This window comes from Acinetobacter radioresistens DSM 6976 = NBRC 102413 = CIP 103788 (assembly GCF_006757745.1).
Lineage (GTDB): Bacteria > Pseudomonadota > Gammaproteobacteria > Pseudomonadales > Moraxellaceae > Acinetobacter > Acinetobacter radioresistens.
Window position 1 is genome coordinate 1,589,071 of sequence record NZ_AP019740.1, and the last position, 22,695, is coordinate 1,611,765.

General features: G+C 44.7%; 20 protein-coding genes and 1 pseudogene. 18 read left to right on the plus strand and 3 right to left on the minus strand.

All coding sequences use genetic code 11. The annotated features are described in order from the left end of the window. Positions 1-36: 36 nt before the first annotated feature. Entirely contained in the window at positions 37-2,061 is a 2,025-nt protein-coding gene (locus tag ACRAD_RS07475) for an NADPH-dependent 2,4-dienoyl-CoA reductase (protein WP_005026155.1), read from the minus strand. Between the two features lie 130 nt (positions 2,062-2,191). Here ACRAD_RS07475 and ACRAD_RS07480 point away from each other — a divergent pair, with 130 nt between their 5' ends. Both ACRAD_RS07480 and ACRAD_RS07485 read left to right on the plus strand, forming a co-directional pair. Continuing rightward, positions 2,192-2,725: a PadR family transcriptional regulator gene (locus ACRAD_RS07480; protein ID WP_005026163.1), complete on the plus strand. Its 534-nt coding sequence runs from the start codon at positions 2,192-2,194 to the stop codon at positions 2,723-2,725. Positions 2,726-2,741: 16 nt separating this feature from the next. Next, positions 2,742-3,656: an alpha/beta fold hydrolase gene (locus ACRAD_RS07485; RefSeq protein WP_005026167.1), complete on the plus strand. Its 915-nt coding sequence runs from the start codon at positions 2,742-2,744 to the stop codon at positions 3,654-3,656. 18 nt (positions 3,657-3,674) lie between these two features. Here ACRAD_RS07485 and ACRAD_RS07490 read toward each other — a convergent pair whose 3' ends face one another. Further along, positions 3,675-4,589 carry a LysR family transcriptional regulator gene (locus ACRAD_RS07490; protein WP_005026169.1) on the minus strand — a complete coding sequence of 305 codons (915 nt, stop codon included), beginning with the start codon at positions 4,587-4,589 and terminating at the stop codon, positions 3,675-3,677. A 109-nt stretch (positions 4,590-4,698) separates the two neighbouring features. Between ACRAD_RS07490 and ACRAD_RS07495 the strand changes: the two genes are divergently transcribed. From ACRAD_RS07495 to ACRAD_RS07565, 15 genes and pseudogenes are all read left to right on the plus strand, one after another. Beyond that, complete coding sequence (locus tag ACRAD_RS07495) at positions 4,699-5,805, plus strand: muconate/chloromuconate family cycloisomerase (RefSeq protein ID WP_005020053.1); 1,107 nt, start codon at positions 4,699-4,701, stop codon at positions 5,803-5,805. Between the two features lie 24 nt (positions 5,806-5,829). Then, positions 5,830-6,120: a muconolactone Delta-isomerase gene (gene catC, locus ACRAD_RS07500; RefSeq protein ID WP_005020051.1), complete on the plus strand. Its 291-nt coding sequence runs from the start codon at positions 5,830-5,832 to the stop codon at positions 6,118-6,120. 174 nt (positions 6,121-6,294) lie between these two features. Then, on the plus strand, positions 6,295-7,215 hold the full coding sequence (gene catA / locus ACRAD_RS07505; protein WP_005026172.1) for a catechol 1,2-dioxygenase: 921 nt from the start codon (positions 6,295-6,297) through the stop codon (positions 7,213-7,215). Positions 7,216-7,294: 79 nt separating this feature from the next. After that, a complete protein-coding gene (gene benA / locus ACRAD_RS07510) occupies positions 7,295-8,677 on the plus strand; it encodes a benzoate 1,2-dioxygenase large subunit (RefSeq protein WP_005026174.1) in 1,383 nt (460 codons plus the stop codon). Then, on the plus strand, positions 8,674-9,183 hold the full coding sequence (benB, locus tag ACRAD_RS07515) for a benzoate 1,2-dioxygenase small subunit (RefSeq protein ID WP_005026176.1): 510 nt from the start codon (positions 8,674-8,676) through the stop codon (positions 9,181-9,183). Before benA ends, benB begins: the two co-directional genes overlap by 4 nt. 73 nt (positions 9,184-9,256) lie before the next feature. Then, complete coding sequence (gene benC / locus ACRAD_RS07520) at positions 9,257-10,273, plus strand: benzoate 1,2-dioxygenase electron transfer component BenC (protein WP_005026178.1); 1,017 nt, start codon at positions 9,257-9,259, stop codon at positions 10,271-10,273. Between the two features lie 17 nt (positions 10,274-10,290). Further along, positions 10,291-11,073, plus strand: a complete 783-nt coding sequence (locus tag ACRAD_RS07525) for a 1,6-dihydroxycyclohexa-2,4-diene-1-carboxylate dehydrogenase (RefSeq protein WP_005026180.1) — start codon at positions 10,291-10,293, stop codon at positions 11,071-11,073. 65 nt (positions 11,074-11,138) lie between these two features. Continuing rightward, positions 11,139-12,359 carry a benzoate/H(+) symporter BenE gene (gene benE / locus ACRAD_RS07530; protein ID WP_005026182.1) on the plus strand — a complete coding sequence of 407 codons (1,221 nt, stop codon included), beginning with the start codon at positions 11,139-11,141 and terminating at the stop codon, positions 12,357-12,359. A 30-nt stretch (positions 12,360-12,389) separates the two neighbouring features. Then, positions 12,390-13,076 carry a 3-oxoacid CoA-transferase subunit A gene (locus ACRAD_RS07535; RefSeq protein WP_005020035.1) on the plus strand — a complete coding sequence of 229 codons (687 nt, stop codon included), beginning with the start codon at positions 12,390-12,392 and terminating at the stop codon, positions 13,074-13,076. An 18-nt stretch (positions 13,077-13,094) separates the two neighbouring features. Then, positions 13,095-13,748 (plus strand): 3-oxoacid CoA-transferase subunit B, encoded by a 654-nt coding sequence (locus ACRAD_RS07540; RefSeq protein WP_005026184.1) that lies wholly within the window; start codon positions 13,095-13,097, stop codon positions 13,746-13,748. A gap of 45 nt (positions 13,749-13,793) precedes the next feature. After that, positions 13,794-14,999: a 3-oxoadipyl-CoA thiolase gene (pcaF, locus tag ACRAD_RS07545; RefSeq protein ID WP_005026186.1), complete on the plus strand. Its 1,206-nt coding sequence runs from the start codon at positions 13,794-13,796 to the stop codon at positions 14,997-14,999. Between the two features lie 20 nt (positions 15,000-15,019). Beyond that, on the plus strand, positions 15,020-15,796 hold the full coding sequence (gene pcaD / locus ACRAD_RS07550; protein WP_005026189.1) for a 3-oxoadipate enol-lactonase: 777 nt from the start codon (positions 15,020-15,022) through the stop codon (positions 15,794-15,796). A 328-nt stretch (positions 15,797-16,124) separates the two neighbouring features. Next, positions 16,125-17,483: an aromatic acid/H+ symport family MFS transporter gene (locus tag ACRAD_RS07555; protein WP_005026191.1), complete on the plus strand. Its 1,359-nt coding sequence runs from the start codon at positions 16,125-16,127 to the stop codon at positions 17,481-17,483. A gap of 273 nt (positions 17,484-17,756) precedes the next feature. Beyond that, positions 17,757-18,914 (plus strand): annotated as a pseudogene (locus ACRAD_RS07560) (OprD family outer membrane porin); the annotation flags it as partial. A 299-nt stretch (positions 18,915-19,213) separates the two neighbouring features. After that, on the plus strand, positions 19,214-20,509 hold the full coding sequence (locus tag ACRAD_RS07565; protein WP_005026196.1) for an MFS transporter: 1,296 nt from the start codon (positions 19,214-19,216) through the stop codon (positions 20,507-20,509). A 75-nt stretch (positions 20,510-20,584) separates the two neighbouring features. On the opposite strand, the gene ACRAD_RS07570 is transcribed toward ACRAD_RS07565, so the two are convergent. Beyond that, positions 20,585-21,346 (minus strand): alpha/beta fold hydrolase, encoded by a 762-nt coding sequence (locus tag ACRAD_RS07570; protein WP_005026198.1) that lies wholly within the window; start codon positions 21,344-21,346, stop codon positions 20,585-20,587. Positions 21,347-21,592: 246 nt separating this feature from the next. Here ACRAD_RS07570 and ACRAD_RS07575 point away from each other — a divergent pair, with 246 nt between their 5' ends. Continuing rightward, complete coding sequence (locus ACRAD_RS07575; RefSeq protein ID WP_005026200.1) at positions 21,593-22,690, plus strand: catalase family protein; 1,098 nt, start codon at positions 21,593-21,595, stop codon at positions 22,688-22,690. Positions 22,691-22,695 lie beyond the last annotated feature (5 nt).

Here is a 22,695-nt window from a genome sequence, read left to right on the forward strand (position 1 = left end):
GACGGTATTAACAGGCCGCCTGCCCTATATAAAAACCTAAATAATGGCTGCCAGTTCAGCGCCCTGACGGATGGCGCGTTTAGCATCCAGCTCACCCGCTTCTCTTGCGCCTCCTATTAGATGCACACGTTTTCCGTCAGCTTGCAGCTGTTCGAACATGGCAGTATAAGATTCCTGTCCGGCGCAGATTACAACGTTATCCACTTCCAGTAGTATAGGTTTGCCGTCCACCGTAATATGCAAACCCTGATCATCAATTTTTTCATAATTTACACCAGACATCATTTGCACATGCTTATGTTTTAGGCCAGTGCGATGTATCCAGCCTGTGGTTTTACCCAGATTTGCACCTACAGCCTTTTGCTTGCGCTGTAACAGGTAGACTTCACGCAGTGAGGGTTCAATTTTAGGCTGTTTCAAGCCTCCCGTATGATGATAAGTCGTATCGATTCCCCACTCATCATAAAATTTTTCAGGATTCAAGCTGGCACTTTCCCCTTCATGTGTAAGGTACTCTGCTGTATCAAAACCAATACCACCTGCTCCGATAATTGCAACCCGCTTTCCAACAGGCAGGCGTTCTTTAAGCACTTCCAGATAGCTTAACGCTTTAGGATGATTCGCACCTTCAATTTCCAAGTGGCGTGGTGTTACACCTGTTGCAATCACAATATCATCAAAATTGGCCTGGCTTAGCTCTTCATAAGTCGCCAAATGATTCAAATGTAGCTGGATATTTGGCTGTAATTCAATCTGGCGCTGAAAGTAGCGAATAGTTTCATAAAACTCTTCCTTGCCCGGAATAGTCTTGGCAATATTGAATTGTCCACCAATCTGGTTACTGCTTTCAAAAATCTTGACCTGATGACCACGGCTGGCTGCATAAATTGCAAAACTTAAACCTGCCGGCCCTGCACCTATCACAGCAATCTGTTTCGGTGATCCAGATTCTTTAAAAATCAGTTCAGTTTCATGGCATGCGCGCGGATTAACCAGACAGGATGCAATTTTCATAGAGAAAATATGGTCAAGACATGCCTGATTACACGCAATACAGGTATTAATCTCGTCACTGCGGCCTTCACGGGCTTTTAAAACAAACTCGGCATCGGCCAGCATTGGACGTGCCATCGAAATCATATCTGCCTGTCCGGAAGACAGGACATATTCTGCCATTTCCGGGGTATTAATACGGTTAGATGTGATCAGTGGCAGCTTCACTTCACCTTTCAACTTTTCAGTCACCCAGGTAAATGCAGCACGTGGAACCTTAGTGGCGATAGTTGGAATACGTGCCTCATGCCAGCCGATACCAGTATTAATAATTGTCGCGCCAGCTTTTTCAATTTCTTTAGCCAGATAAACAACTTCGTCCAGTGTAGAACCGCCTTCTACCAGGTCCAGCATCGATAGACGGTAAATAATAATAAAATTCTCTCCGACTGCTTCACGGGTACGCTTGACGATTTCAATCGGAAAACGGATACGCTGCTCATAACTTCCGCCCCATTCATCATCACGATGGTTGGTGCGGGCAGCAATAAATTCATTGATCAGATAGCCTTCTGAGCCCATGATTTCCACACCGTCATAACCGGCATATTGTGCCATCTGTGCACAATTTACAAAGTCACTGACAGTTTGCCAGACTTCAGCCGAGCTTAATTCTTTGGGCTTACTCGGATTAATCGGGGCCTGAATCGCAGAAGGTGCAACCGGATCAGCCTGATAGGAATAACGTCCGGTATGTAAAATCTGCATGGCTATCTTACCGCCAGCATCATGAACAGCCTGAGTAATAATCTTGTGCTTTTCTGCTTCAGCAATAGAGTCAAGTTTAGAACCGCCAGCAAAGGTTACACCTGCATCATTAGGTGCAATACCGCCAGTCACAATCAGCCCTACCTCACCACGCGCACGTTCGGCATAAAATGCTGCCATCCGCTCGTATCCTTGTGGAGCTTCTTCTAGGCCCACGTGCATTGAACCCATCAATACACGGTTTTTTAATGTAGTAAACCCGAGGTCTAAAGGGGCAAGTAAGTGTGGATAGTACGACATTTTTTCTCCTTGGCTCGCTATCTTTGCTAGCTTATGCAACTTATTGCATAACTTATAATAGATATTCTTTTTTTATGCAACATGTTGCATAATGTCTGAAGCGTCATTTTTAAAGTTGCGGAATTCACCGATGTCTCTTGCCCATGTATTATTGACCAGTTTACTGGAAAGACCGAGTACCGGGTTTGAACTGGCACGCCGTTTTGACCGTTCTATGGGCTTTTTCTGGAATGCAACACACCAGCAGATTTACCGTGAACTAAGCGGTATGCTGAAAAAGGGCTGGATTTCTACAGTTGAAGAAGCACCCAGCCAAAGTAGAAAGAAAACCTATCAGGTTGAACAGGCAGGCCGTATTGAACTGGCCAAATGGATGATGGAACAAAGTCCGCCCGCCCAGTTACGGGAAGAGTTGATGGTACGTCTGCGTGCAGAAGCCCAGTTGGGTGGAAATATTGTACTACCCGAATTGCAGCGACATCTGGAATTACACCAGAATAATCTAAAACTCTACCAGAATATTTATGCGAAGGACTTTGCTGGAAGTGCGACCACTGACCGTACTTTATATATTCATAAAATGATTTTGCAGCTGGGTATTGATCTGGAAATTCACTGGATCAAATGGCTTGAAGAAGTTATTCCTGCATTGGAAAAGTTCTAGCACTGAGGAGTTAATCATGCCACTTTACCGCATGTATGATGGAGAAAACCTGTATGTGCGCCGGATTGGTCGCGGTCAGCCTGTACTGGTATTATCTGGTCTTGGAATGCAAAGCTGGCAATGGTTACCTTTTATTGCACGCAGCCTGAACCACTTTGAGTTTATTATTCCAGACTGGCGCGGTTTTGGGAGTTCTCGAAACTGCGCCATTCCTCAATCCTTAGATGCAATTTCCAGTCACTGGCAGGATGTTTCCAGACTGATTAACCAGTTGCAGCTGGATAATTTTATTTTGATTGCCTATTCAATGGGCGCCACTACAGCGATGCATGGTATGCACTATGCAAACCTGGGCAACAAGTTAAAGGCCTATTTACATATTGACCAGACGCCAAAAATTCTGGCAGATGAGAACTGGAAATATGGCCTGCTGGGTGAAAAGCATACAGAATGTAAGCTGTTATTGCGCCAGCTGCTTGACACTCTCTCTGGGCAATCCGATATACACAGCACCAGTCAGCTGGAAACACATACACGTACTGAACTGCTTCAGCTTTGGTACAGGTTTGTATCTTTACAGGGGAATAGCAGATTTTCTTCCCTGCTGTTTCATACCGCACTTAAAAAACCGAAACTGCAAAAATATCTGTTACCTCTTCAACGACTGGACTACCTGCGCTGGTATCTGGAAAGTTATTTGTACCATACTGAAGATTATCGCGAAGCACTGTCACAACTTGAATGTCCAGTAACTTTTTTTATTGGGCAGAATTCCAGCTTATATGCGGCAGAAGGACAAATGATCATTGCTAAAAGCCTGAAAAATGCTCACCCTGTTTATTTTGAGCATTCGGGTCATACGCCGCTTTTAAGTGAACCGGTTAAATTCACTCATGAGCTGCGACAATTTTTATTGGCTCAGATTCCTTAACCTGTTTGGTTTTTATAATTAAAATAAGGCACGGTCATATTTGATCGCTTCCAGATCGTAAACCTGATAAATACAGTCGAAGAGTGACCGGATGTTTTCCGTTTCGTCCATATTTCGAATAGTCAGAAAAATCGGGCTTTTTGCTGCCTCATCCAGTAAAGGCACATAATTTAAATGTGGAAAACGGATAGTATTGGCACTCTCAGGAATAATACAAATGCCCTCACCCGCAGCAACCAGTCCTAAAGCTAGCTGAATTTCACGAACTTCCTTAATGTTTCTAGGCTCCAGACCATGCTCAGAAAATAACGTGGTGATCTGTGTAGAAAAATTAGGTTTAGCCGTGTTTGGATAGCAAAACAGGTCTTCATCAACAATATCGGCCAGATATATACCTTCAATATGCTGTGCAATCGGATGGCTTGAATGTGCAGCGACCATTAGACGTTCTTCACGCAGTAAAATCCGGTGAACTGCCGGATCACTGATTCTCAGCCGTCCAAAGCCGACATCAATCCGACCTTCTTTTAGTGCCTGAATCTGGTCTCTGGTGCTCATCTCTACCAGTTGAATATTTAAATGGGGATGCTGCTGACGATATAAATAAATAATTCGCGGTAATAAACCGAATAAAAGTGAGCCTACAAACCCCATGGTAATACTGCGCTCAACCAAGCCTATACGCTTGGTCATCGATTTAACTTCTTCAGCATTCGACAAAAGTTTAACGGCATGCTGGTAAAAAAATTGACCGGCTGGGGTAGTCTGTAATGGCCGGCTGCCCCGTTCAAATAACTGGATACCCAGTTCACTTTCAAGGTTTTGTATTTGCCGGCTCAGCGGAGGCTGGGCAATAAATAGTTTTTCTGCAGCCTTGGTAAAACTCTGTTCTTCTACCACTGCCACAAAATAGCGTAAATGTCTCAGTTCCATGAGTCTTCCATACCTTTAAGATATATTAAAATGCAAATTCAGTCTTAGACACATTTTAATCATTCTTTTAAGGTATACACAAGAGATAAGTCAGCATAGATTTTCAATAATGTATAAATCTGTAGAAACATTACTCGTCGATATTCCGACCATACGTCCACATAAACTTTCTGTGGCAACCATGCAGACTCAGACCCTGGTTCTGGTGAAAATTACTGCAACAGATGGAACTGTAGGTTGGGGTGAAGCCACTACTATTGGTGGACTCAGCTATGGTGAAGAAAGCCCAGAAAGTGTTAAAGCCAACATTGACACTTACTTCGCGCCTCTGCTCTCCTCCGTTCAGAACCAGAACATTGCACAGATCTCAAAACTGATCCGCAAGACCATTAATGGTAACCGTTTTGCCAAATGTGCAATTCAGACTGCACTGCTGGACATACAGGCCAAACGCCTGAGCCTACCATTAAGTGAAATTCTGGGCGGTCGTTTACGTGACCGTTTGCCAGTACTCTGGACACTGGCTTCTGGTGATACAGACAAAGATATTGCCGAAGCTAAAAAAATGATTGAGCTGAAGCGCCATAATACTTTCAAACTGAAAATTGGCGCACGTCCATTACAGGAAGATGTTGATCATGTTATTGCCATCAAGAAAGCTCTGGGGCCTGAGGTCAGTATTCGTGTAGATATCAATCGTGCCTGGACAGAACTGGAATGTATTCGCGGAATCCAGCAGCTACAGGACGGTGGAATTGACCTGATTGAACAGCCTTGTGCTATCCAGAATACCGATGCTCTTGCCCGTCTGACCCAGCGTTTCGAAGTAGCAATTATGGCTGATGAAGCCTTAACCGGGCCGGACAGTGCTTTCCGTATTGCACAAAAGCATGGCGCCGATGTATTCGCAGTCAAAGTCGAACAGTCTGGTGGACTGATTGAAGCTTGTGATGTGGCCAAGATTGCCTGTCTTGCAGGAATCGACCTGTACGGTGGCACCATGCTTGAAGGCCCGGTCGGTACCATTGCCTCTGCTCATGCCTTTTCTACCTTTGAAAATCTGGCATTCGGCACAGAACTCTTTGGCCCACTTCTTCTGACCCAAGAAATTTTAACAACACCACTGCAATACGAGAACTTTGAACTGGTTGTGCCCAATGCACCAGGTCTAGGAATTGAAGTGGATGAAAACAAGATTGAACAATTACGTCGTTAAGGCAAGCGGATAAGGAGTTTTAACATGTTATTTCATGTGCGTATGGATGTGCATATTCCACTAGATATGCCAAGCGAGAAAGCGAACGAAATTAAGGCTGTTGAAAAAGCTTACTCCCAAGAGCTGCAACGCCAGGGTAAATGGCGTCATATCTGGCGTATTACCGGCCAGTATTCCAACATCAGTATTTTCGATGTGGAAAACAATGAAGAACTGCACAACATTTTGCAGGGTCTACCGCTTTACCCTTATATGAATATTGAGATCATGGCTCTGAATCGCCATCCATCTTCTGTACGTGAAAACGATTCATAAAGTTGATGCAGTAAAAAAGATGCAGTTCTACAGTTGCATCCGTACTTTCCTTTAAACGAAGGATAATAACAACAGACGGAACGAGGCCAGCCAGTGATGGCCAGCACATCAGGGAACCTTTCTCGCTTGTCGCCAGCCCCGTTAGCGTCTTATACATACTTAAGGAGTGATAGTATGAACCGTCAACAAATTGATGCGCTCGTAAAACAAATGAATGTCGATACCGCTAAAGGCCCGGTCGATGAGCGCATTCAGCAGGTCGTCGTCCGTCTGCTCGGGGATCTGTTCCAGGCCATCGAAGACCTCGACATCCAGCCCTCTGAAGTCTGGAAAGGCCTCGAATACCTGACCGATGCAGGCCAGGCCAATGAACTCGGCCTGCTCGCTGCCGGGCTCGGTCTTGAACACTACCTCGACCTGCGTGCCGATGAGGCAGATGCCAAGGCCGGTATTACTGGCGGCACTCCCCGTACCATCGAAGGCCCGCTCTATGTGGCCGGTGCCCCTGAGTCTGTCGGCTTTGCCCGTATGGATGACGGCTCCGAGTCCGACAAGGTCGACACTCTGATCATTGAAGGCACAGTTACTGATACAGAGGGCAATATTATTGAAGGAGCCAAGGTAGAAGTCTGGCATGCCAACAGCCTGGGGAACTATTCATTCTTTGACAAGTCCCAGTCCGACTTTAACCTGCGCCGTACCATCCTTACAGATGTGAATGGTAAATATGTTGCCCTGACCACCATGCCGGTAGGTTATGGCTGCCCGCCAGAAGGCACTACCCAGGCGCTTTTAAACAAGCTCGGCCGTCATGGTAACCGCCCTTCTCATGTGCATTATTTTGTATCGGCACCGGGTTACCGCAAGCTCACCACACAGTTCAATATCGAAGGTGACGAGTATCTGTGGGATGACTTTGCCTTTGCTACCCGTGACGGGCTGGTTGCCACAGCAACAGATGTGACTGATGAAGCTGAAATAGCCCGTCGTGAACTGGACAAGCCATTCAAGCACATCACTTTTAATGTTGAGCTCGTGAAAGAAGCAGAAGCTGCTCCTTCTAGCGAAGTTGAACGACGCCGCGCAAGCGCTTAAGCGTTATAGAGATACCGGGTTCAGCTCTTTTTAGCTAAACCCGGTGGCTTCCACAAATTTGGAAAGTCGGAGAACGGACATGCCACGTATTCCTGTAATCAATACCAGCCACCTTGACCGTATTGATGAATTACTTGTAGACAATTTTGAAACTGGTGAATTTAAACTTCACCGCTCAGTCTTTACAGATCAGGCCCTGTTTGATCTGGAGATGAAATATATCTTTGAAGGCAACTGGGTATACTTGGCACATGAGAGCCAGATTCCGAACAATAACGACTATTACACTACCCATATTGGCCGTCAGCCGATCATCATTGCACGTAACCGTACCGGTGAACTGAATGCTATGATCAATGCCTGCTCGCACCGCGGTGCACAGCTTTGCCGTTACAAGCGCGGCAACAAGGCCACTTATACCTGTCCATTCCACGGCTGGACATTTAATAACTCTGGTAAGCTGCTTAAAGTAAAAGATCCGGCAGATGCAGATTATTCTGACTGTTTCAATAAAGACGGTTCACATGACCTAAAGAAAGTGGCACGTTTTGAAAACTATAAAGGTTTCCTGTTTGGCAGTTTAAATGCTGATGTACCCCCTCTTGAAGAATTTCTGGGTGAAGCTACCAAAATTATTGACATGATTGTTGGCCAGTCTGATGAAGGACTGGAAATTCTGCGTGGTGCATCGACTTACACCTATGAAGGGAACTGGAAGCTTACTGCAGAAAACGGAGCTGATGGCTACCACGTTTCTGCCGTGCACTGGAACTATGCCGCGACAACCCAGCAACGCAAGGAAAAACAGGCTGGTGATAATGTTCGGGCCATGAGTGCAGGCGCATGGGGCAAGCAAGGTGGGGGTTCTTATGGTTTTGAAAATGGCCATATGTTGCTCTGGACCCAATGGGCCAATCCGGAAGACCGTCCCAATTATAGCAAGGCTGAAGAATACACCGAGCGTTATGGCGCCGCGATGTCCAAATGGATGATTGAACGCTCACGAAATTTATGTCTGTATCCAAATGTCTACCTGATGGATCAGTTTGGTTCACAAATCCGGGTATTACGTCCCCTGGCAGTAAATAAAACTGAAGTAACCATTTACTGTATCGCCCCTAAAGGTGAATCACCTGAAGCCCGTACACGCCGCATTCGCCAGTATGAAGATTTCTTCAATGCTTCTGGCATGGCAACTCCGGATGACCTTGAAGAATTCCGTGCCTGCCAAGCAGGATATGCCGGTATTGAACTGGAATGGAACGATATGTGCCGTGGATCTAAGCACTGGGTACAAGGACCAGATGATGCAGCTAATGAAATTGGTTTAAAACCGAAACTTTCCGGTATTAAAGCTGAAGATGAAGGGCTGTATCTAGCCCAGCATCAGCACTGGTTACATGAGATGAAAAAAGCGATTGCAGCAGAAAAGGCACTGGCTGATCAAGGAGAGAACGCATGAATGCAACAGCGAACCTCGAAACCGTAACACTGGAACAGGTCAGCCAGTTTCTTTTTAAAGAAGCCCGTTTTCTGGATGATGAACAGTGGGATGAATGGCTGGCCTGCTATGCGCCGGAAGCTTCTTTCTGGATGCCTGCCTGGGATGATGATGACAAACTCACTGAAAACCCGCAGTCTGAAATCTCCCTGATTTACTACCCTGACCGTCAAGGACTTGAAGACCGGATTTTCCGGATTAAAACAGAACGTTCAAGTGCCACCATGCCTGACACCCGTACCAGTCATAATATTTCAAATATTGAAATAGTTGAATGTGAAGGCGGCAAGGTCATGGTACGTTTTAATTGGAATACTTTGAGTTACCGTTATAAAACCAGCTACAGCTATTTTGGTATGTCACGTTATGTGATTGATTTTTCAGGTAATGAAGCAAAAATCCTGAGCAAATATGTAGTGCTTAAGAACGACTATATCAATCAAGTCATTGATATCTACCATATCTAACATGTATCAAATCTCAGCCAAACGGAATGTTGGCTGAGCGCTCCAGTTTTAATATTTTTGCAGGATTCAAGCCATGTCAAACCACAATGTAGCACTTCAATTTGAAGATGGCGTTACCCGATTCATCAGTGTTGCTCAGGGTGAAACTCTGTCAGATGCAGCTTATCGCCAAAAAATCAATATTCCTCTGGATTGCCGTGATGGCGCCTGTGGTACATGTCGTGCGTTCTGTGAATCTGGTAGCTATGACATGCCAGAAGAAAACTATATTGAAGATGCACTTAAACCGGAAGAAGCTGAAGAAGGTTATATTCTGGCCTGTCAGTGCCGCCCTACTTCAGATGCCGTATTCCAGATCCAGGCATCTTCAGATGTATGTAAAACTGAAATCCATAAATTTCAGGGTACTCTATCACGGGTTGAAAACCTGTCTGACTCGACAATTACATTTGATATTGAACTTGATGAAGGCCAGCCGGATATTCATTTTCTGGCTGGGCAGTATGTTAATGTTGAGATTCCGGGAACTACGGAAACCCGTTCCTATTCTTTTAGCTCAAAACCGGGCAATCGCCTGACTGGTTTTGTCGTGCGTAATGTACCCAATGGCAAAATGAGTGAGTTTCTAAGCAAAACTGTAAAACCGGGCGACAAGATGAGTTTTACCGGTCCATTTGGCAGTTTTTACCTGCGTCATATTAACCGCCCGGTCCTCATGTTGGCAGGTGGTACAGGTATAGCACCGTTCATGTCAATGCTACAGGTACTGCAAGAAAAGGGCTGTGAACAGCCTGTACGTCTAGTTTTTGGTGTAACCAACGACTTTGATCTGGTGGCTCTTGAAAAACTTGATGAGCTTCAGGAAAAATTTCCGTGGTTTGAATACTGCACAGTTGTAGCTAATCCGGAAAGCCTGCATGAACGTAAGGGATATGTGTCCAATCATATTGATCATGACTGGTTAAATAGCGGTGATGTAGATATTTATCTTTGCGGACCGGTGCCAATGGTCGAGGCAGTACGCGGCTGGCTGGACGCTGAAGGTGTTAAACCTGCAAACTTCCTGTTTGAAAAATTCTCTGCAAATTAATCTCTGTGGAGAAGCTTATGAATATGCAAAGATTTAATAATAAAGTAGTCATTGTTACTGGGGCAGCTCAAGGCATTGGTCGTGGAGTAGCTTTGCGTGTAGCGGCAGAAGGTGCTCAGGTAGTGATGGCAGACCGCTCTGACTATGTAGAAGAAGTATCAGCCGAAATTAAAGCGGCGGGTGGTAACGCTGTCACCATTCAGGCAGATCTGGAAACTTTTGCCGGTGCTCAGGCAGTCGTGAGTAAAGCAGTGGAAACTTATGGTCGTGTTGATGTACTGATCAATAATGTGGGTGGTGCCATCTGGATGAAACCTTTTCAGGAATTTTCTGAAGAGGAAATCATCAAGGAAGTAAACCGTTCACTTTTCCCGACTTTATGGTGCTGTCGTGCAGTTTTACCAGAAATGATTAAAAATCAGTCCGGTGTTATTGTTAATGTCTCTTCTATCGCTACCCGTGGTATTAATCGTATTCCCTACTCCGCTTCTAAAGGTGGTGTAAATGCCATAACAGCATCTTTAGCATTTGAACATGCCAAAGATGGAATCCGGGTCAATGCTGTAGCGACAGGCGGAACTGAGGCACCTCCACGGAAAGTGCCCCGGAATGACAGCCCACTTTCAGACGCTGAAAAACACTGGATGCAGGAAGTGGTTGACCAGACGATTGACCGGTCTTTAATGCACCGCTATGGAACTATTCAGGAACAAGTAAATGCCATTGTTTTTCTGGCTTCTGACGAGTCATCGTATATTACCGGCAGTGTCATACCGGTAGGTGGAGGTGATCAGGGTTAGACCTGATCTTATATAAAAAGATTCAACAGGATCATTGAATTTAATTGCATGGAGGCGAATGCGCAATGGCAACCCTGTTCAGGACATTAAAAGCAGACTGGTCAATTTCAGCAACTGTCGCAGGATTTCTGGCAGTGCTGATTTCTTATTCAGGTCCTTTAATTATTTTTTTCCAGGCGGCACAACAGGCTAATGTTTCTAGTGCCATGATGATTTCATGGATCTGGGGAATTTCAATCGGTGCAGCAGTTGCAGGAATTTACCTGTCCATACGTTATAAAACTCCGGTAATTACTGCCTGGTCTGCTCCGGGAACTGCCCTGCTGGTCACGTTATTCCCTCATATTTCCCTAAATGAGGCAGTAGGCGCCTATATCACTTCTGCATTAGTAATTTTTGCCATCGGTGCCACCGGCTATTTTGATAAATTATTGAAATGGATTCCTCAGGATGTAGCAGCTGGCATGATGGCGGGGATTTTATTCCAGTTCGGTCTGGGACTGTTTAAAGCTACAGATAGCATGCCCATCATTGTATTTGGCATGCTAGGGGTTTATCTGGTCGCAAAACGTTTAAGTCCACGCTATGCAATGATCTGGGTTTTAGTGTCTGGCATCGGTTTAAGTCTGATTCTTGGAAAAATGAATCCGGTTGAAATGAATTTTTCCCTTGCCATTCCACAATTCATCATGCCTGAGTGGTCATGGAATTCCACATTAAACCTGACTATTCCACTGATTCTGGTCAGCCTGTCCGGACAGTTTTTACCAGGTATGGCAATTATGAAACTGAGCGGCTATGACACGCCGGCCAAACCGATTATCAGTGTTACCAGTATTGCCTCTCTTGCTGTGGCCTGTGTAGGGGGTATCACTATTGTACTGGCTTCAATCACGGCAGCATTATGTATGGGTAAAGATGCCCATGAACTTAAAGACAAGCGTTATATTGCTGGGATCGCCAACGGTATTTTCTACATTTTGGGCGGTCTGTTCGCTGGCAGTATTGTCATGCTTTTTAGTTTGTTACCCAAGGAACTGGTAGCTGCATTAGCAGGACTTGCATTATTAGGAGCGATTGCCACCAATATTAGTATGGCAATGAAAAATGATGCTCAGCGGGATGCAGCGCTGATTACATTTTTAGCCACTGCCTCTGGCATGCATTTTCTGGGCCTCAGCTCGGTTTTCTGGGGTATCTGTATTGGTGTAATTGCACATCTGGTACTGAGTAAACATGAGCCAATTACGGCTGCTGTAGCTTCTACCCAAAGCTCGAAAAGCTGAAACAGGTTATCTATTTGACTAGGACATATTATGATTGATAAAAGCAGGACTTCCTTAGCCGAAGTGCTTTCACAGATTAAAGACAGCTCTACCATCATGATTGGCGGCTTCGGTACAGCCGGCCAGCCAGCTGAACTCATCGATGGCCTGATCGAGCTTGGCGTGCAGGATCTGGTCATTGTAAATAACAACGCCGGTAACGGTGATTATGGTCTGGCCAAACTGCTCAAGTCAGGCGCTGTACGTAAAATCATCTGCTCCTTCCCGCGCCAGTCCGACTCCTGGGTTTTCGATGAACTCTACCGTGCCGGCAAGATCGAACTGGAGCTGGTTCCGCAGGGTAATCTGGCCTGCCGCATCCAGGCGGCCGGTATGGGCCTTGGCCCCATTTATACACCTACCGGCTTCGGCACCCTGCTGGCCGAAGGCAAGCCTACCCTGCACCACGAAGGCAAGGACTATGTGCTGGAAAACCCGATCAGGGCTGACTTCGCCCTGATCAAGGCTCATCAGGGTGACCGCTGGGGCAACCTGGTCTACCGTAAATCTGCACGCAATTTCGGTCCGATTATGGCCATGGCAGCCGAGGTCACCATTGCCCAGGTCTCCGAGGTGGTAGAGCTGGGTGCACTGGATCCGGAACATATCGTGACCCCGGGAATCTTTGTCCAGCATGTCGTGGCGGTCACGCCATCGAGCCCGAATACCCACGCATAAGCCGCCAAGGAGAATATGATGAGCTATACCAAACTGACCCGTGACCAGATTGCAGCCCGGGTTGCCCAAGATATTCCGGATGGTGCCTATGTCAACCTGGGTATTGGCCTGCCGACCAGAATTGCCAGTTACCTGCCAGAAGACAAGGATGTATTCCTGCACTCGGAAAACGGCCTACTGGCCTTTGGTCCGCCACCGGCAACGGGTGAAGAAGACCCGGAACTGATCAATGCTGGCAAGGAATACGTCACCATGCTGCAAGGTGGTGCCTTTTTTCATCACGGTGACTCGTTTGCCATGATGCGTGGTGGTCATCTGGATATTTGTGTACTCGGCGCTTTTCAGGTGGCTGAAAATGGTGATCTGGCCAACTGGCATACCGGAGCGGCAGATGCCATCCCGGCAGTTGGTGGGGCAATGGACCTGGCTGTAGGTGCCAAGAAAGTATTTGTAACCACGGACCATGTCACCAAAAAAGGTGAACCAAAAATTGTGGCCGAACTCAGCTACCCAGCAACCGGCCTGAAATGTGTTGACCGTATCTATACCGACCTGTGCGTGATTGATGTCAGCGCGGAAGGTCTGAAGGTCATCGAGAAAGTCGACGGGCTGTCTTTTGACGAGCTGCAGTCACTGACCGGTGCCCGCCTGCTTGATGCCACCTCAAATTGATAGATTCACTGTCCCCATGCAGCAGAGAATAGAAGGTCAGAACCCATGAAGAATGCTTATATTGTTGATGCCATCCGTACTCCCTTTGGCCGTTATGGCGGCGGTCTGGCAGCCGTCCGTGCTGATGACCTCGGTGCCGTGCCGATTCAGGCCTTGATGCAGCGTAACCCGGGCGTGGACTGGAACCAGCTCGATGATGTGATCTATGGTTGTGCCAATCAGGCGGGTGAAGACAACCGTAATGTCGGCCGCATGTCAGCCCTGCTGGCAGGTCTGCCATATCAGGTACCAGCCACGACGGTTAACCGGCTGTGTGGCTCGTCCATGGATGCCATCGCCATGGCAGCGCGTGCCATCAAGGCCGGAGAAGCCCATCTAGTCATTGCCGGTGGGGTAGAAAGCATGACCCGTGCGCCCTTTGTCATGGGCAAGGCTGAATCGGCTTTTAGCCGCAGCCAGAAGATTGAAGACACCACCATGGGCTGGCGGTTTATCAATCCCAAGTTGAAAGAAATGTATGGTGTTGAAACCATGCCACAAACTGCCGAGAATGTCGCTGAGCAGTTTGGCATTAACCGGGCAGACCAGGATCGCTTTGCCCTGACCAGCCAGCAGCGCACGGCTGCCGCCCAGCAGCGAGGTTTCTTCGCACACGAGCTGACCCCGGTAACGATACCGCAGCGTAAGGGGGAAGCAGTAGTGGTTGATAGCGATGAACATCCACGTGCCTCAACCACGCTTGAGGGCCTGACCCGGCTTAAACCTGTAGTCAAGGCAGAAGGCACGGTCACTGCGGGCAATGCTTCAGGAATTAATGATGGTGCAGCCGCAGTACTGGTGGCTTCAGATGAGGCTGTTGCCCGGTACCAGCTCAAGCCGCGTGCCAGAATTGTTGCGGCGACCACGGTAGGCGTTGAACCCCGGATTATGGGCTTTGCCCCGGCTCCGGCCATCCGGAGACTGCTGGACCAGACGGGCATAAGTCTTGAGCAGATGGATGTAATCGAGCTGAATGAAGCATTTGCGGCACAGGCACTGGCCTGCACCCGGGATTTAGGATTGCCGGATGACAGTATCAAGGTGAATCCGAATGGGGGTGCAATTGCGCTAGGTCATCCACTGGGTGCTTCGGGAGCGCGGCTGGTGACCACTGCACTCAATCAGCTGGAACAGAGTAATAGCCGTTATGCGCTGTGTTCGATGTGTATCGGAGTCGGTCAGGGTATCGCCATGATTATTGAACGGGTTTGAACAATTTCAAGGAAATTATAATGCCAACATTTACTTTAAATGATATTGCCCTGCACTATCAGACTTTTGGCGATACAGACAAGCCGGCACTGATTTTTTCCAACTCGCTTGGAACTAATTTGAGTATGTGGCAGCAGCAACTAGATTACTTCCAAGCTCACTTTTTTGTCATATGCTATGACACACGCGGCCACGGCAGCTCCTCTGCACCTCCAGGTCCTTATACGCTTGAACAATTAGGTCTGGATGTTATTCACCTGCTTGACCACCTTAAAATACAGACCGCCAGCTTTTGTGGAATTTCTATGGGCGGCCTGACAGGACAATGGCTTGCGATCCATTATCCTGAACGCTTTAATCACGTTGTAGTCTGCAATACAGCAGCAAAAATTGGACAGGAACAGGCTTGGCTGGAACGCGCCAGTTTGGTCCGTGAACAGGGCTTAAAGCCTATTGCTGCAACTGCTGCTTCACGCTGGTTTACCGAACCCTTTATCCAGAGCCAAACAGCAATTGTAAAGCATTTGAGTAACGACCTAGCAGCTGGCAGCTCCGAAGGTTATGCAAGCTGTTGTGAGGCTCTGGCTAAAGCGGATTTACGTGATCAGCTTAAAGAGATTAAAGTGCCAGTATTAATTATTGCAGGTACAGCAGATCCGGTCACTACCGTAGAAGACGCTGAATTTATGCTTGAGCGTATTCCAAATGCTCAACTTGCCAAAATAAATGCTTCTCATATTTCAAATATTGAACAGCCTGAAATATTTAAACAGATAATCTCAGATTTTATAAGATAATTTAAAATCTCATTTTCTTTTTAAATTTCAAAACCGGATAAATTAATTTATCCGGTTTTTTATTAAAATTTTTATTAAGTTAAAATAATTTTATACATTTTTATTTTACTCTATCTATAAAATATTTTTTATATAACTATAAAAATAATATATAAATTTCTATTTTCATTAATATGATAAATATTTTTCAAGATCAAATAATTAAATAATAAATTTTAGTCATACCTTTATTACATAAATATATACTGATTAAGTTTTTGACTTAATACAAGCTCCCGCCTAATTTATCAGCATAATTACTCAGTACTTCACAGATTGGAGGTGAAGAATGAATAAAAGTCAGATCAATATTCATGATCTTATAGACTATGCGAAATTTACGCCTTTTCATTGGAAGGTATTAATTTTATGCCTGATCATTATTATTTTTGATGGTTATGACTTGGTTATTTATGGGGTCGCACTACCGCTATTAATGCAGCAATGGTCATTATCGGCAGTGCAAGCAGGCTTACTGGCCAGTGCAGCATTATTTGGAATGATGTTTGGCGCCATGATTTTTGGCACGCTATCTGACAAACTGGGCCGCAAGAAAACTATTTTAATCTGTGTTTCACTGTTTAGTGGTTTTACTTTTATAGGCGCTTTTGCCAGTGGTCCTGTCGAATTTGCAATATTACGCTTTATTGCCGGGCTAGGTATCGGAGGGGTTATGCCAAATGTTGTAGCCCTTATGACAGAATATGCACCAAAGAAAATTCGCAGTACTTTAGTCGCAATCATGTTTAGTGGCTATGCCATTGGCGGTATGGTATCTGCCTTACTTGGTGCCTGGTTAGTCAAAGATCATGGTTGGCAGATTATGTTTTACATAGCGGGTATTCCTTTACTGTTTTTACCTTTACTCTGGAAACTTCTGCCTGAATCTCTTGCATTCCTGATCAAGTCCCAAGACGAGCAACAAGCTAAAAATATTGTTCAGAAATTATCTCCTCAGCTAGCTGTAGGGTCTGAGACTGAACTTTATTTAAATGAAAACATTGATCATCAGGGTGCACCTGTTCGTGCCTTATTTCAGCGTGGACGTACTTTCAGTACATTCATGTTCTGGATAGCCTTTTTCATGTGTCTATTGATGGTCTACGCTTTAGGAAGCTGGCTACCAAAACTGATGTTGCAAGCAGGCTATTCACTAGGTGCCAGCATGCTGTTTCTGTTTGCCTTAAATATTGGGGGAATGGTAGGAGCAATTGGTGGTGGAGTACTGGCAGACAGATTCCATCTGAAACCTGTCATTACTACCATGTTTATATTAGGTGCTCTTGCCCTGATCTTACTAGGTTTCAACAGCCCGCAATTTGTGCTGTATAGCTTGATCGCGATTGCTGGCGCAGCAACCATCGGATCGCAAATTCTACTTTATACTTTTGTCGCACAGTTTTATCCAACAGCTGTACGTTCAACCGGTTTGGGATGGGCATCCGGTATAGGCAGGATTGGTGCAATTGTTGGACCTGTATTAACAGGTGCCTTACTTACACTGGTGTTACCACATCAGATGAACTTTTTAGCGATTGCTATTCCCGGTATTATTGCTGCCCTAGCAATTTTTCTGGTCAATTTAAAAGTATCTGTAACTGCTAGCCCTGCTCCACCTTTAAATACAACGACCTCATTAAATACTTAACTTATCTATGTGCCCAGGATGGGCACATTATTTCAAGAAATGGAACTAAACTCTATGAATGAATTAAAAACTAAACATCTTGCAGTTTCTTCAGGGGTTATGCTGGCAGCATTTACGGCATCTCTACCGCTTTGGGCAGCTGAATCTCCGCTAGGTAATCAGGATACAGCAGTTCATCAGAGTACACCGCTTCCAGAGAATATTGCAGGAAGTCCCGTACAGCAAAACAAAGCTTCTACTGCTGCTCCAAGTTTACCTGTACTTTTTCCAGTTGAAGATGAATGGAAATTTACCTTAAAAAATGCATATATTGATCGTAACTTTGAACGTTCCGATTTAAAAGATACCGGCAGCTGGTCACAGTCTGCTTCTTTATTCTATAAATCCAGAATGATTGACACCCCACTTGAGATTGCAGGACTGCCAGTCAAAATTGGTGCAGATGCCTCAGTACAGTACGCGGTACGTTTAAGTTCAGACAAACACGTTGCCGATACTGTTCTACCTTTTGATCCGGTAACTCAAACGCAAGCACGCGACTTTTTAAAATATGGCGCTACCTTAAAACTGGGTTATGACAGAACATTGCTCAGTTTGGGTGAGTTATAGCTGGATTTACCGGTTACTGCCGTAGATGCCAGCCGACAACTATTGACGTCCTATTGGGGAGCTAATCTTAAATCACAACTGACCGACCAGTTAAATCTGGAAATTGGCCATATTACCAAGGTTTCGCCACGCAATGAAGAAGACTTTCGCAAGTTTTCATTTACTTCAAACGGCATAACCGAATTTTCTGATGGCTTAAACTATATTGACCTGCGTTATCAGATCATGCCAAATCTTAAAGCAGAATATTATTTTGGTAATCTGGAAAATCTATATAACAAGCATTACCTTGGTCTAGATCATACCTGGAAACAGCCAGAGTTTTCAGTTAACTCACGCTTTAAATATTTTAATGCTCAAGATACCGGAAATAATTTTGACATAGATGCACAAAATGTAGGTCTACTGGAAACTCTCAAGATTAAAAACCATAGCTTTGGTATCGGTTACCAGCAAATTATTGGTGAGTCTGCTTACCCGCTTCCAGACGGTTTCTTGCCAGAAACTTATTTTATTAACTGGAATACCACCGGTTTCTTCAAGCAAGATGAAAAGTCATATCACTTTATCTACGGTTATGACTTTAAAGACCATGTACCGGGCCTGAATACGACACTGAAGTATGTATATGGCAATGACTTTAAAACTGCAGATGGCCGAGAAAACAAGGAAAGTGAATCAAATATTATTGTAAATTATGCATTCCAGCAGCCTGCGCTGAAGGGTGTAGCTCTGCAATATATTCTGATTAATTACGACGTCAAATACGGTAATGACTTTACCGAGAACCGGTTCTTTGTAAATTACACCAAGAAATTTTAAGCTTGCTTAAATATACTTCAAAGCCAGAAGCCCTGAAATTTCATATTTTAGGGCTTGTTTTTTTACCTGTAATTAAAAGTCTTTTTATATTTATAATAAAAATGCCGAATTAATGCCCATATATTTACTAAAATTTCTCATATGGCTACTTTTTAATATTTAATCTCTATAATTGCCAATGCTAACTACTGTGTATATCTTCTTCCTATATAGAAGAAGAGAAAATACGATCATTTATATATTTTAAATAATGATTATCTAGCAAATAGTACAACTGGCATAGCCATAAGGATATCTAGATGAGTGAAGTCATATATACGAAAGAAGAAAAACGGAAACGGGTCTTGGGAATTGTCGGGGCTTCCTCCGGTAACCTGGTGGAATGGTTCGATTTTTATATTTATGCTGTTTTTGCCATGTATTTCCAGCATGCACTTACTGCACCAGATATGACTTCTACCGCACAGGGTATTTATGTCTGGGGAGTATTTGCGGCAAGTTTCTTTATGCGTCCAATCGGTAGCTGGCTTTTTGGCCGTATTGCTGATACCCGGGGCCGTAAACAGTCGATGGTTATTTCTATCAGTTTGATGGCTATAAGTTCTTTCCTTTTCGCCTTACTGCCTACATATGAACAGGTAGGTATGGCAGCTCCATTTTTATTATTACTGGTTCGACTGTTACAAGGTTTATCGGTTGGGGGCGAGTACGGAGCGGTTGCAACCTATATGAGCGAGATTGCATTAAAAGGCCAGCGTGGTTTTTATGCTTCTTTTCAGTATGTCACCCTCTCCGGCGGTCAACTTCTAGCGAGTCTGCTAGGTGTGATCCTGCTTGCTTTTATGAGTGAACAACAGTTAATGGACAGCGGCTGGCGTATTCCGTTCGTCATCGGGGGTATTACCGCCATTATTTCTTTGCTGGCCCGTAGCCGTCTTGAAGAAACTCTGTCACATGAAGACAGTGAGCGTAAAGAGTCTGGTAGCCTGCGTGCATTATTTCAGAAACACTGGAAAACCTTTTTACTGGTGGTTGGCTATACCTCGGCAGGTTCATTAACTTTCTATGTTATTACTGTTTATTCAAAAACCTACCTAACCAATATCGGTATTGATGGCAAGACTGTCGGTTTTATGATGACCTGTGCCCTATTTGTATTTATGCTGGCGCAGCCGATATTCGGTATGATTTCCGACCGGATTGGACGACGGGCATCTATGCTGCTGTTTAGTGCCACCAGTGCTATCTTTATCTATCCAGTAATGGTTGTCGGGATGCGACACTTCAGCTATTCACCTGTAATCGTAACGCTCCTGCTTATTTTCCTGATGATGTTGCTGAGTTTCTATACGTCTATTAGTGGCCTGGTTAAAGCAGAAATGTTCCCGACCCATGTTCGTGCACTTGGTGTCGGTTTCTCTTATGCAGTAGGTAATGCATTATTTGGAGGCTCGGCTCCTGCCGTTGCTTTAAAATTTAAAGAAGCAGGGTTTGAAAATACTTTCTTCGTTTATGTTATTGTCATGCTTGTTATCTGTTTCCTGTGTAGTTTTGCACTACCAAAAGAACCAGAATATCTTCATCATGACCACTAATTAATAAATATAAAAAACCTGTCTAATGACAGGTTTTTTATATTTTAAGATATGAAGTCTAGAAAACTATAAGGCTCAGGTATACAGCATATTTAAGATGAGTGCCATAACCTGTTCTGTTTTCTCTGCATGTAACCAGTGGCCTGCCTCAACCTCTTCAATCCGTGCAAATGGAAACTGCTGGTGAATTGCCTGAAAATGTTTTTCTTTGGAAATATAAGGTGACTTGCTACCTTTGATGAATAAGGTTGGAATGGATGAGGGCTCAATAGTTTCCCATGCCAGAATATTCGGGTAATTGTTCGCCAGAGCATCGACATTAAACAGCCAGTGCCCAGCCTTAAAGGATTTCATCAGGAACTGTATAACCATTTCTTCCTGAAGGTATTCACGCATAATTGTCATTGCTTCAGGTCGGGTTTGTACATCACTGGCTTCTACTGCTTTTAATGCCTTAAAAATCTGCTCATGTTCACCATGATTACTATGCACAGGTGAAATATCCAGTACGATCAACTTTTCTACCCACTCCGGTCTTAAAGCCGCAATTTTCATCACAACTTTTCCGCCCATAGAGTGCCCGATCAGAATGACTTTCTCCAGTTTAAAGGGTTCTAAAGTTTCGATTACATCTTGTGCCATCAGTTCGTAATTATGTTCGGCCGAATGCCCAGACTGTCCATGATTCCTCAAATCCAGCTGAAAAATATCACGGTCTTTTATACCCCGTGCCAGCATATTCAAATTACTGTAACTACCAAATAAACCATGCAACAATACAACTGGAGTTTGTGTAGTGGCCTCAGAAGCAGTTTGTATATGATGATGTAATTGCACAAAACTATCCTTTGAATGGCTGAACAATAAGTTCAAGCATAACATGCCTGACTGTAAGCTCATGTGGCAAAAAATGTTTCTACAATAGTCCCCTCTAGGTTTCAAGCCAGCACTTTATATTTACCAAATACACTCGAATTGTTTACCAAGTTGCATATTTCATTGCTTTAGAGTTGGCTAGATTAGTACCAAATTATTTTCTTATTTTTAAATTTAGTCATATTCAAATAATAAAGGAGCCTTGTCATGCCGGAACGCTATGTGCGCTACTATCCCGGAGTAGAACAAAAACAGCCAGATGAGGACCGTCTGATTCAGGAAATTGTCGAGCAGATGGCTGAAACAAACTGTAAAGTCTTTGATAAACACCGTCATGCTGTCCGTGATGCTCATGCAAAATCACATGGATTCTTAAAAGGAATTTTGAAGGTTCCTGAAAATTTGCCTGAACATTTGCGCCAAGGCCTGTTCGCTCACCCTGGCCATTATGATGTTATGGTGCGTCTTTCTGCTGCCCCGGGAGATTTGCGTAGCGATAAGATTCCGGCACCTCATGGCTTTGCTCTTAAAATTTTAAATGTTCCCGGACACCGGTTACTTCCTGATGATCCCAGTGATGGTCATAATCAGGATTTTTTAATGGTCAATATACCGGTACTGGCTTTCGGGACAGTACGAAAATACAAACAGATGCTGCCTTTCATTACCCAAGGCGAGCAGGCACCTGAGAGTATGATGCGCGGTATGCGTTCAGTATTACGTGGCGTTAATCAGTTAGTAGAATCTGCAGGAGTTCCCGCGCCTGCAACTTTGCAAGGTCTGGCTCGCAGCCAGAACCACATATTAGGTGAGACCTATCATACAATGGCTGCGTTACGCTATGGCGATTATATTACTAAGATTAGTGTTGCCCCTGAGTCCGATTCAGTAAAAACACTTACAGGACAACAGATGCAGATTGAATCCGAGTCCACCATCCGTGATCTGGTCAGGGATTTTTTTAAACATAATACTGCTGATTACGTAATACGTGCGCAACTTTGTACTGATCTTGAACGGATGCCAGTTGAGGATGCAGCAGTTTTATGGCGTGAAGAAGAATCTCCACATCAGAATATTGGTATTCTGCATTTTCCCCAGCAGGATACTTTTGGTCCGGCCCGACGGGTGTATTCAGATGATGTCCTTTCTTTTAATCCTTGGCATGGAATTCGTGAACATCAGCCATTAGGGTCGATTATGCGGGTACGAATTCAGGCTTATGAACATTCCTCATCATTTCGCCATCGCATGAATGTACAGCCCCGAGCTGAACCACGAAATATTGATGAGATGCCTGACTGATATAA

Excerpts from the sequence above, each read along its gene's own strand:
- ACRAD_RS07575 (WP_005026200.1), top strand. The coding sequence starts at position 21,593 with ATGCCGGAACGCTATGTGCGCTACTATCCCGGAGTAGAACAAAAACAG.
- catC (WP_005020051.1), top strand. The coding sequence starts at position 5,830 with ATGTTATTTCATGTGCGTATGGATGTGCATATTCCACTAGATATGCCA.
- benB (WP_005026176.1), top strand. The coding sequence starts at position 8,674 with ATGAATGCAACAGCGAACCTCGAAACCGTAACACTGGAACAGGTCAGC.
- ACRAD_RS07555 (WP_005026191.1), top strand. The coding sequence starts at position 16,125 with ATGAATAAAAGTCAGATCAATATTCATGATCTTATAGACTATGCGAAA.
- ACRAD_RS07540 (WP_005026184.1), top strand. The coding sequence starts at position 13,095 with ATGAGCTATACCAAACTGACCCGTGACCAGATTGCAGCCCGGGTTGCC.
- benC (WP_005026178.1), top strand. The coding sequence starts at position 9,257 with ATGTCAAACCACAATGTAGCACTTCAATTTGAAGATGGCGTTACCCGA.
- ACRAD_RS07525 (WP_005026180.1), top strand. The coding sequence starts at position 10,291 with ATGAATATGCAAAGATTTAATAATAAAGTAGTCATTGTTACTGGGGCA.
- ACRAD_RS07480 (WP_005026163.1), top strand. The coding sequence starts at position 2,192 with ATGTCTCTTGCCCATGTATTATTGACCAGTTTACTGGAAAGACCGAGT.
- ACRAD_RS07475 (WP_005026155.1), bottom strand. The coding sequence starts at position 2,061 with ATGTCGTACTATCCACACTTACTTGCCCCTTTAGACCTCGGGTTTACT.
- benE (WP_005026182.1), top strand. The coding sequence starts at position 11,139 with ATGGCAACCCTGTTCAGGACATTAAAAGCAGACTGGTCAATTTCAGCA.
- pcaD (WP_005026189.1), top strand. The coding sequence starts at position 15,020 with ATGCCAACATTTACTTTAAATGATATTGCCCTGCACTATCAGACTTTT.
- benA (WP_005026174.1), top strand. The coding sequence starts at position 7,295 with ATGCCACGTATTCCTGTAATCAATACCAGCCACCTTGACCGTATTGAT.
- ACRAD_RS07485 (WP_005026167.1), top strand. The coding sequence starts at position 2,742 with ATGCCACTTTACCGCATGTATGATGGAGAAAACCTGTATGTGCGCCGG.
- pcaF (WP_005026186.1), top strand. The coding sequence starts at position 13,794 with ATGAAGAATGCTTATATTGTTGATGCCATCCGTACTCCCTTTGGCCGT.
- catA (WP_005026172.1), top strand. The coding sequence starts at position 6,295 with ATGAACCGTCAACAAATTGATGCGCTCGTAAAACAAATGAATGTCGAT.
- ACRAD_RS07535 (WP_005020035.1), top strand. The coding sequence starts at position 12,390 with ATGATTGATAAAAGCAGGACTTCCTTAGCCGAAGTGCTTTCACAGATT.
- ACRAD_RS07495 (WP_005020053.1), top strand. The coding sequence starts at position 4,699 with ATGTATAAATCTGTAGAAACATTACTCGTCGATATTCCGACCATACGT.
- ACRAD_RS07490 (WP_005026169.1), bottom strand. The coding sequence starts at position 4,589 with ATGGAACTGAGACATTTACGCTATTTTGTGGCAGTGGTAGAAGAACAG.
- ACRAD_RS07565 (WP_005026196.1), top strand. The coding sequence starts at position 19,214 with ATGAGTGAAGTCATATATACGAAAGAAGAAAAACGGAAACGGGTCTTG.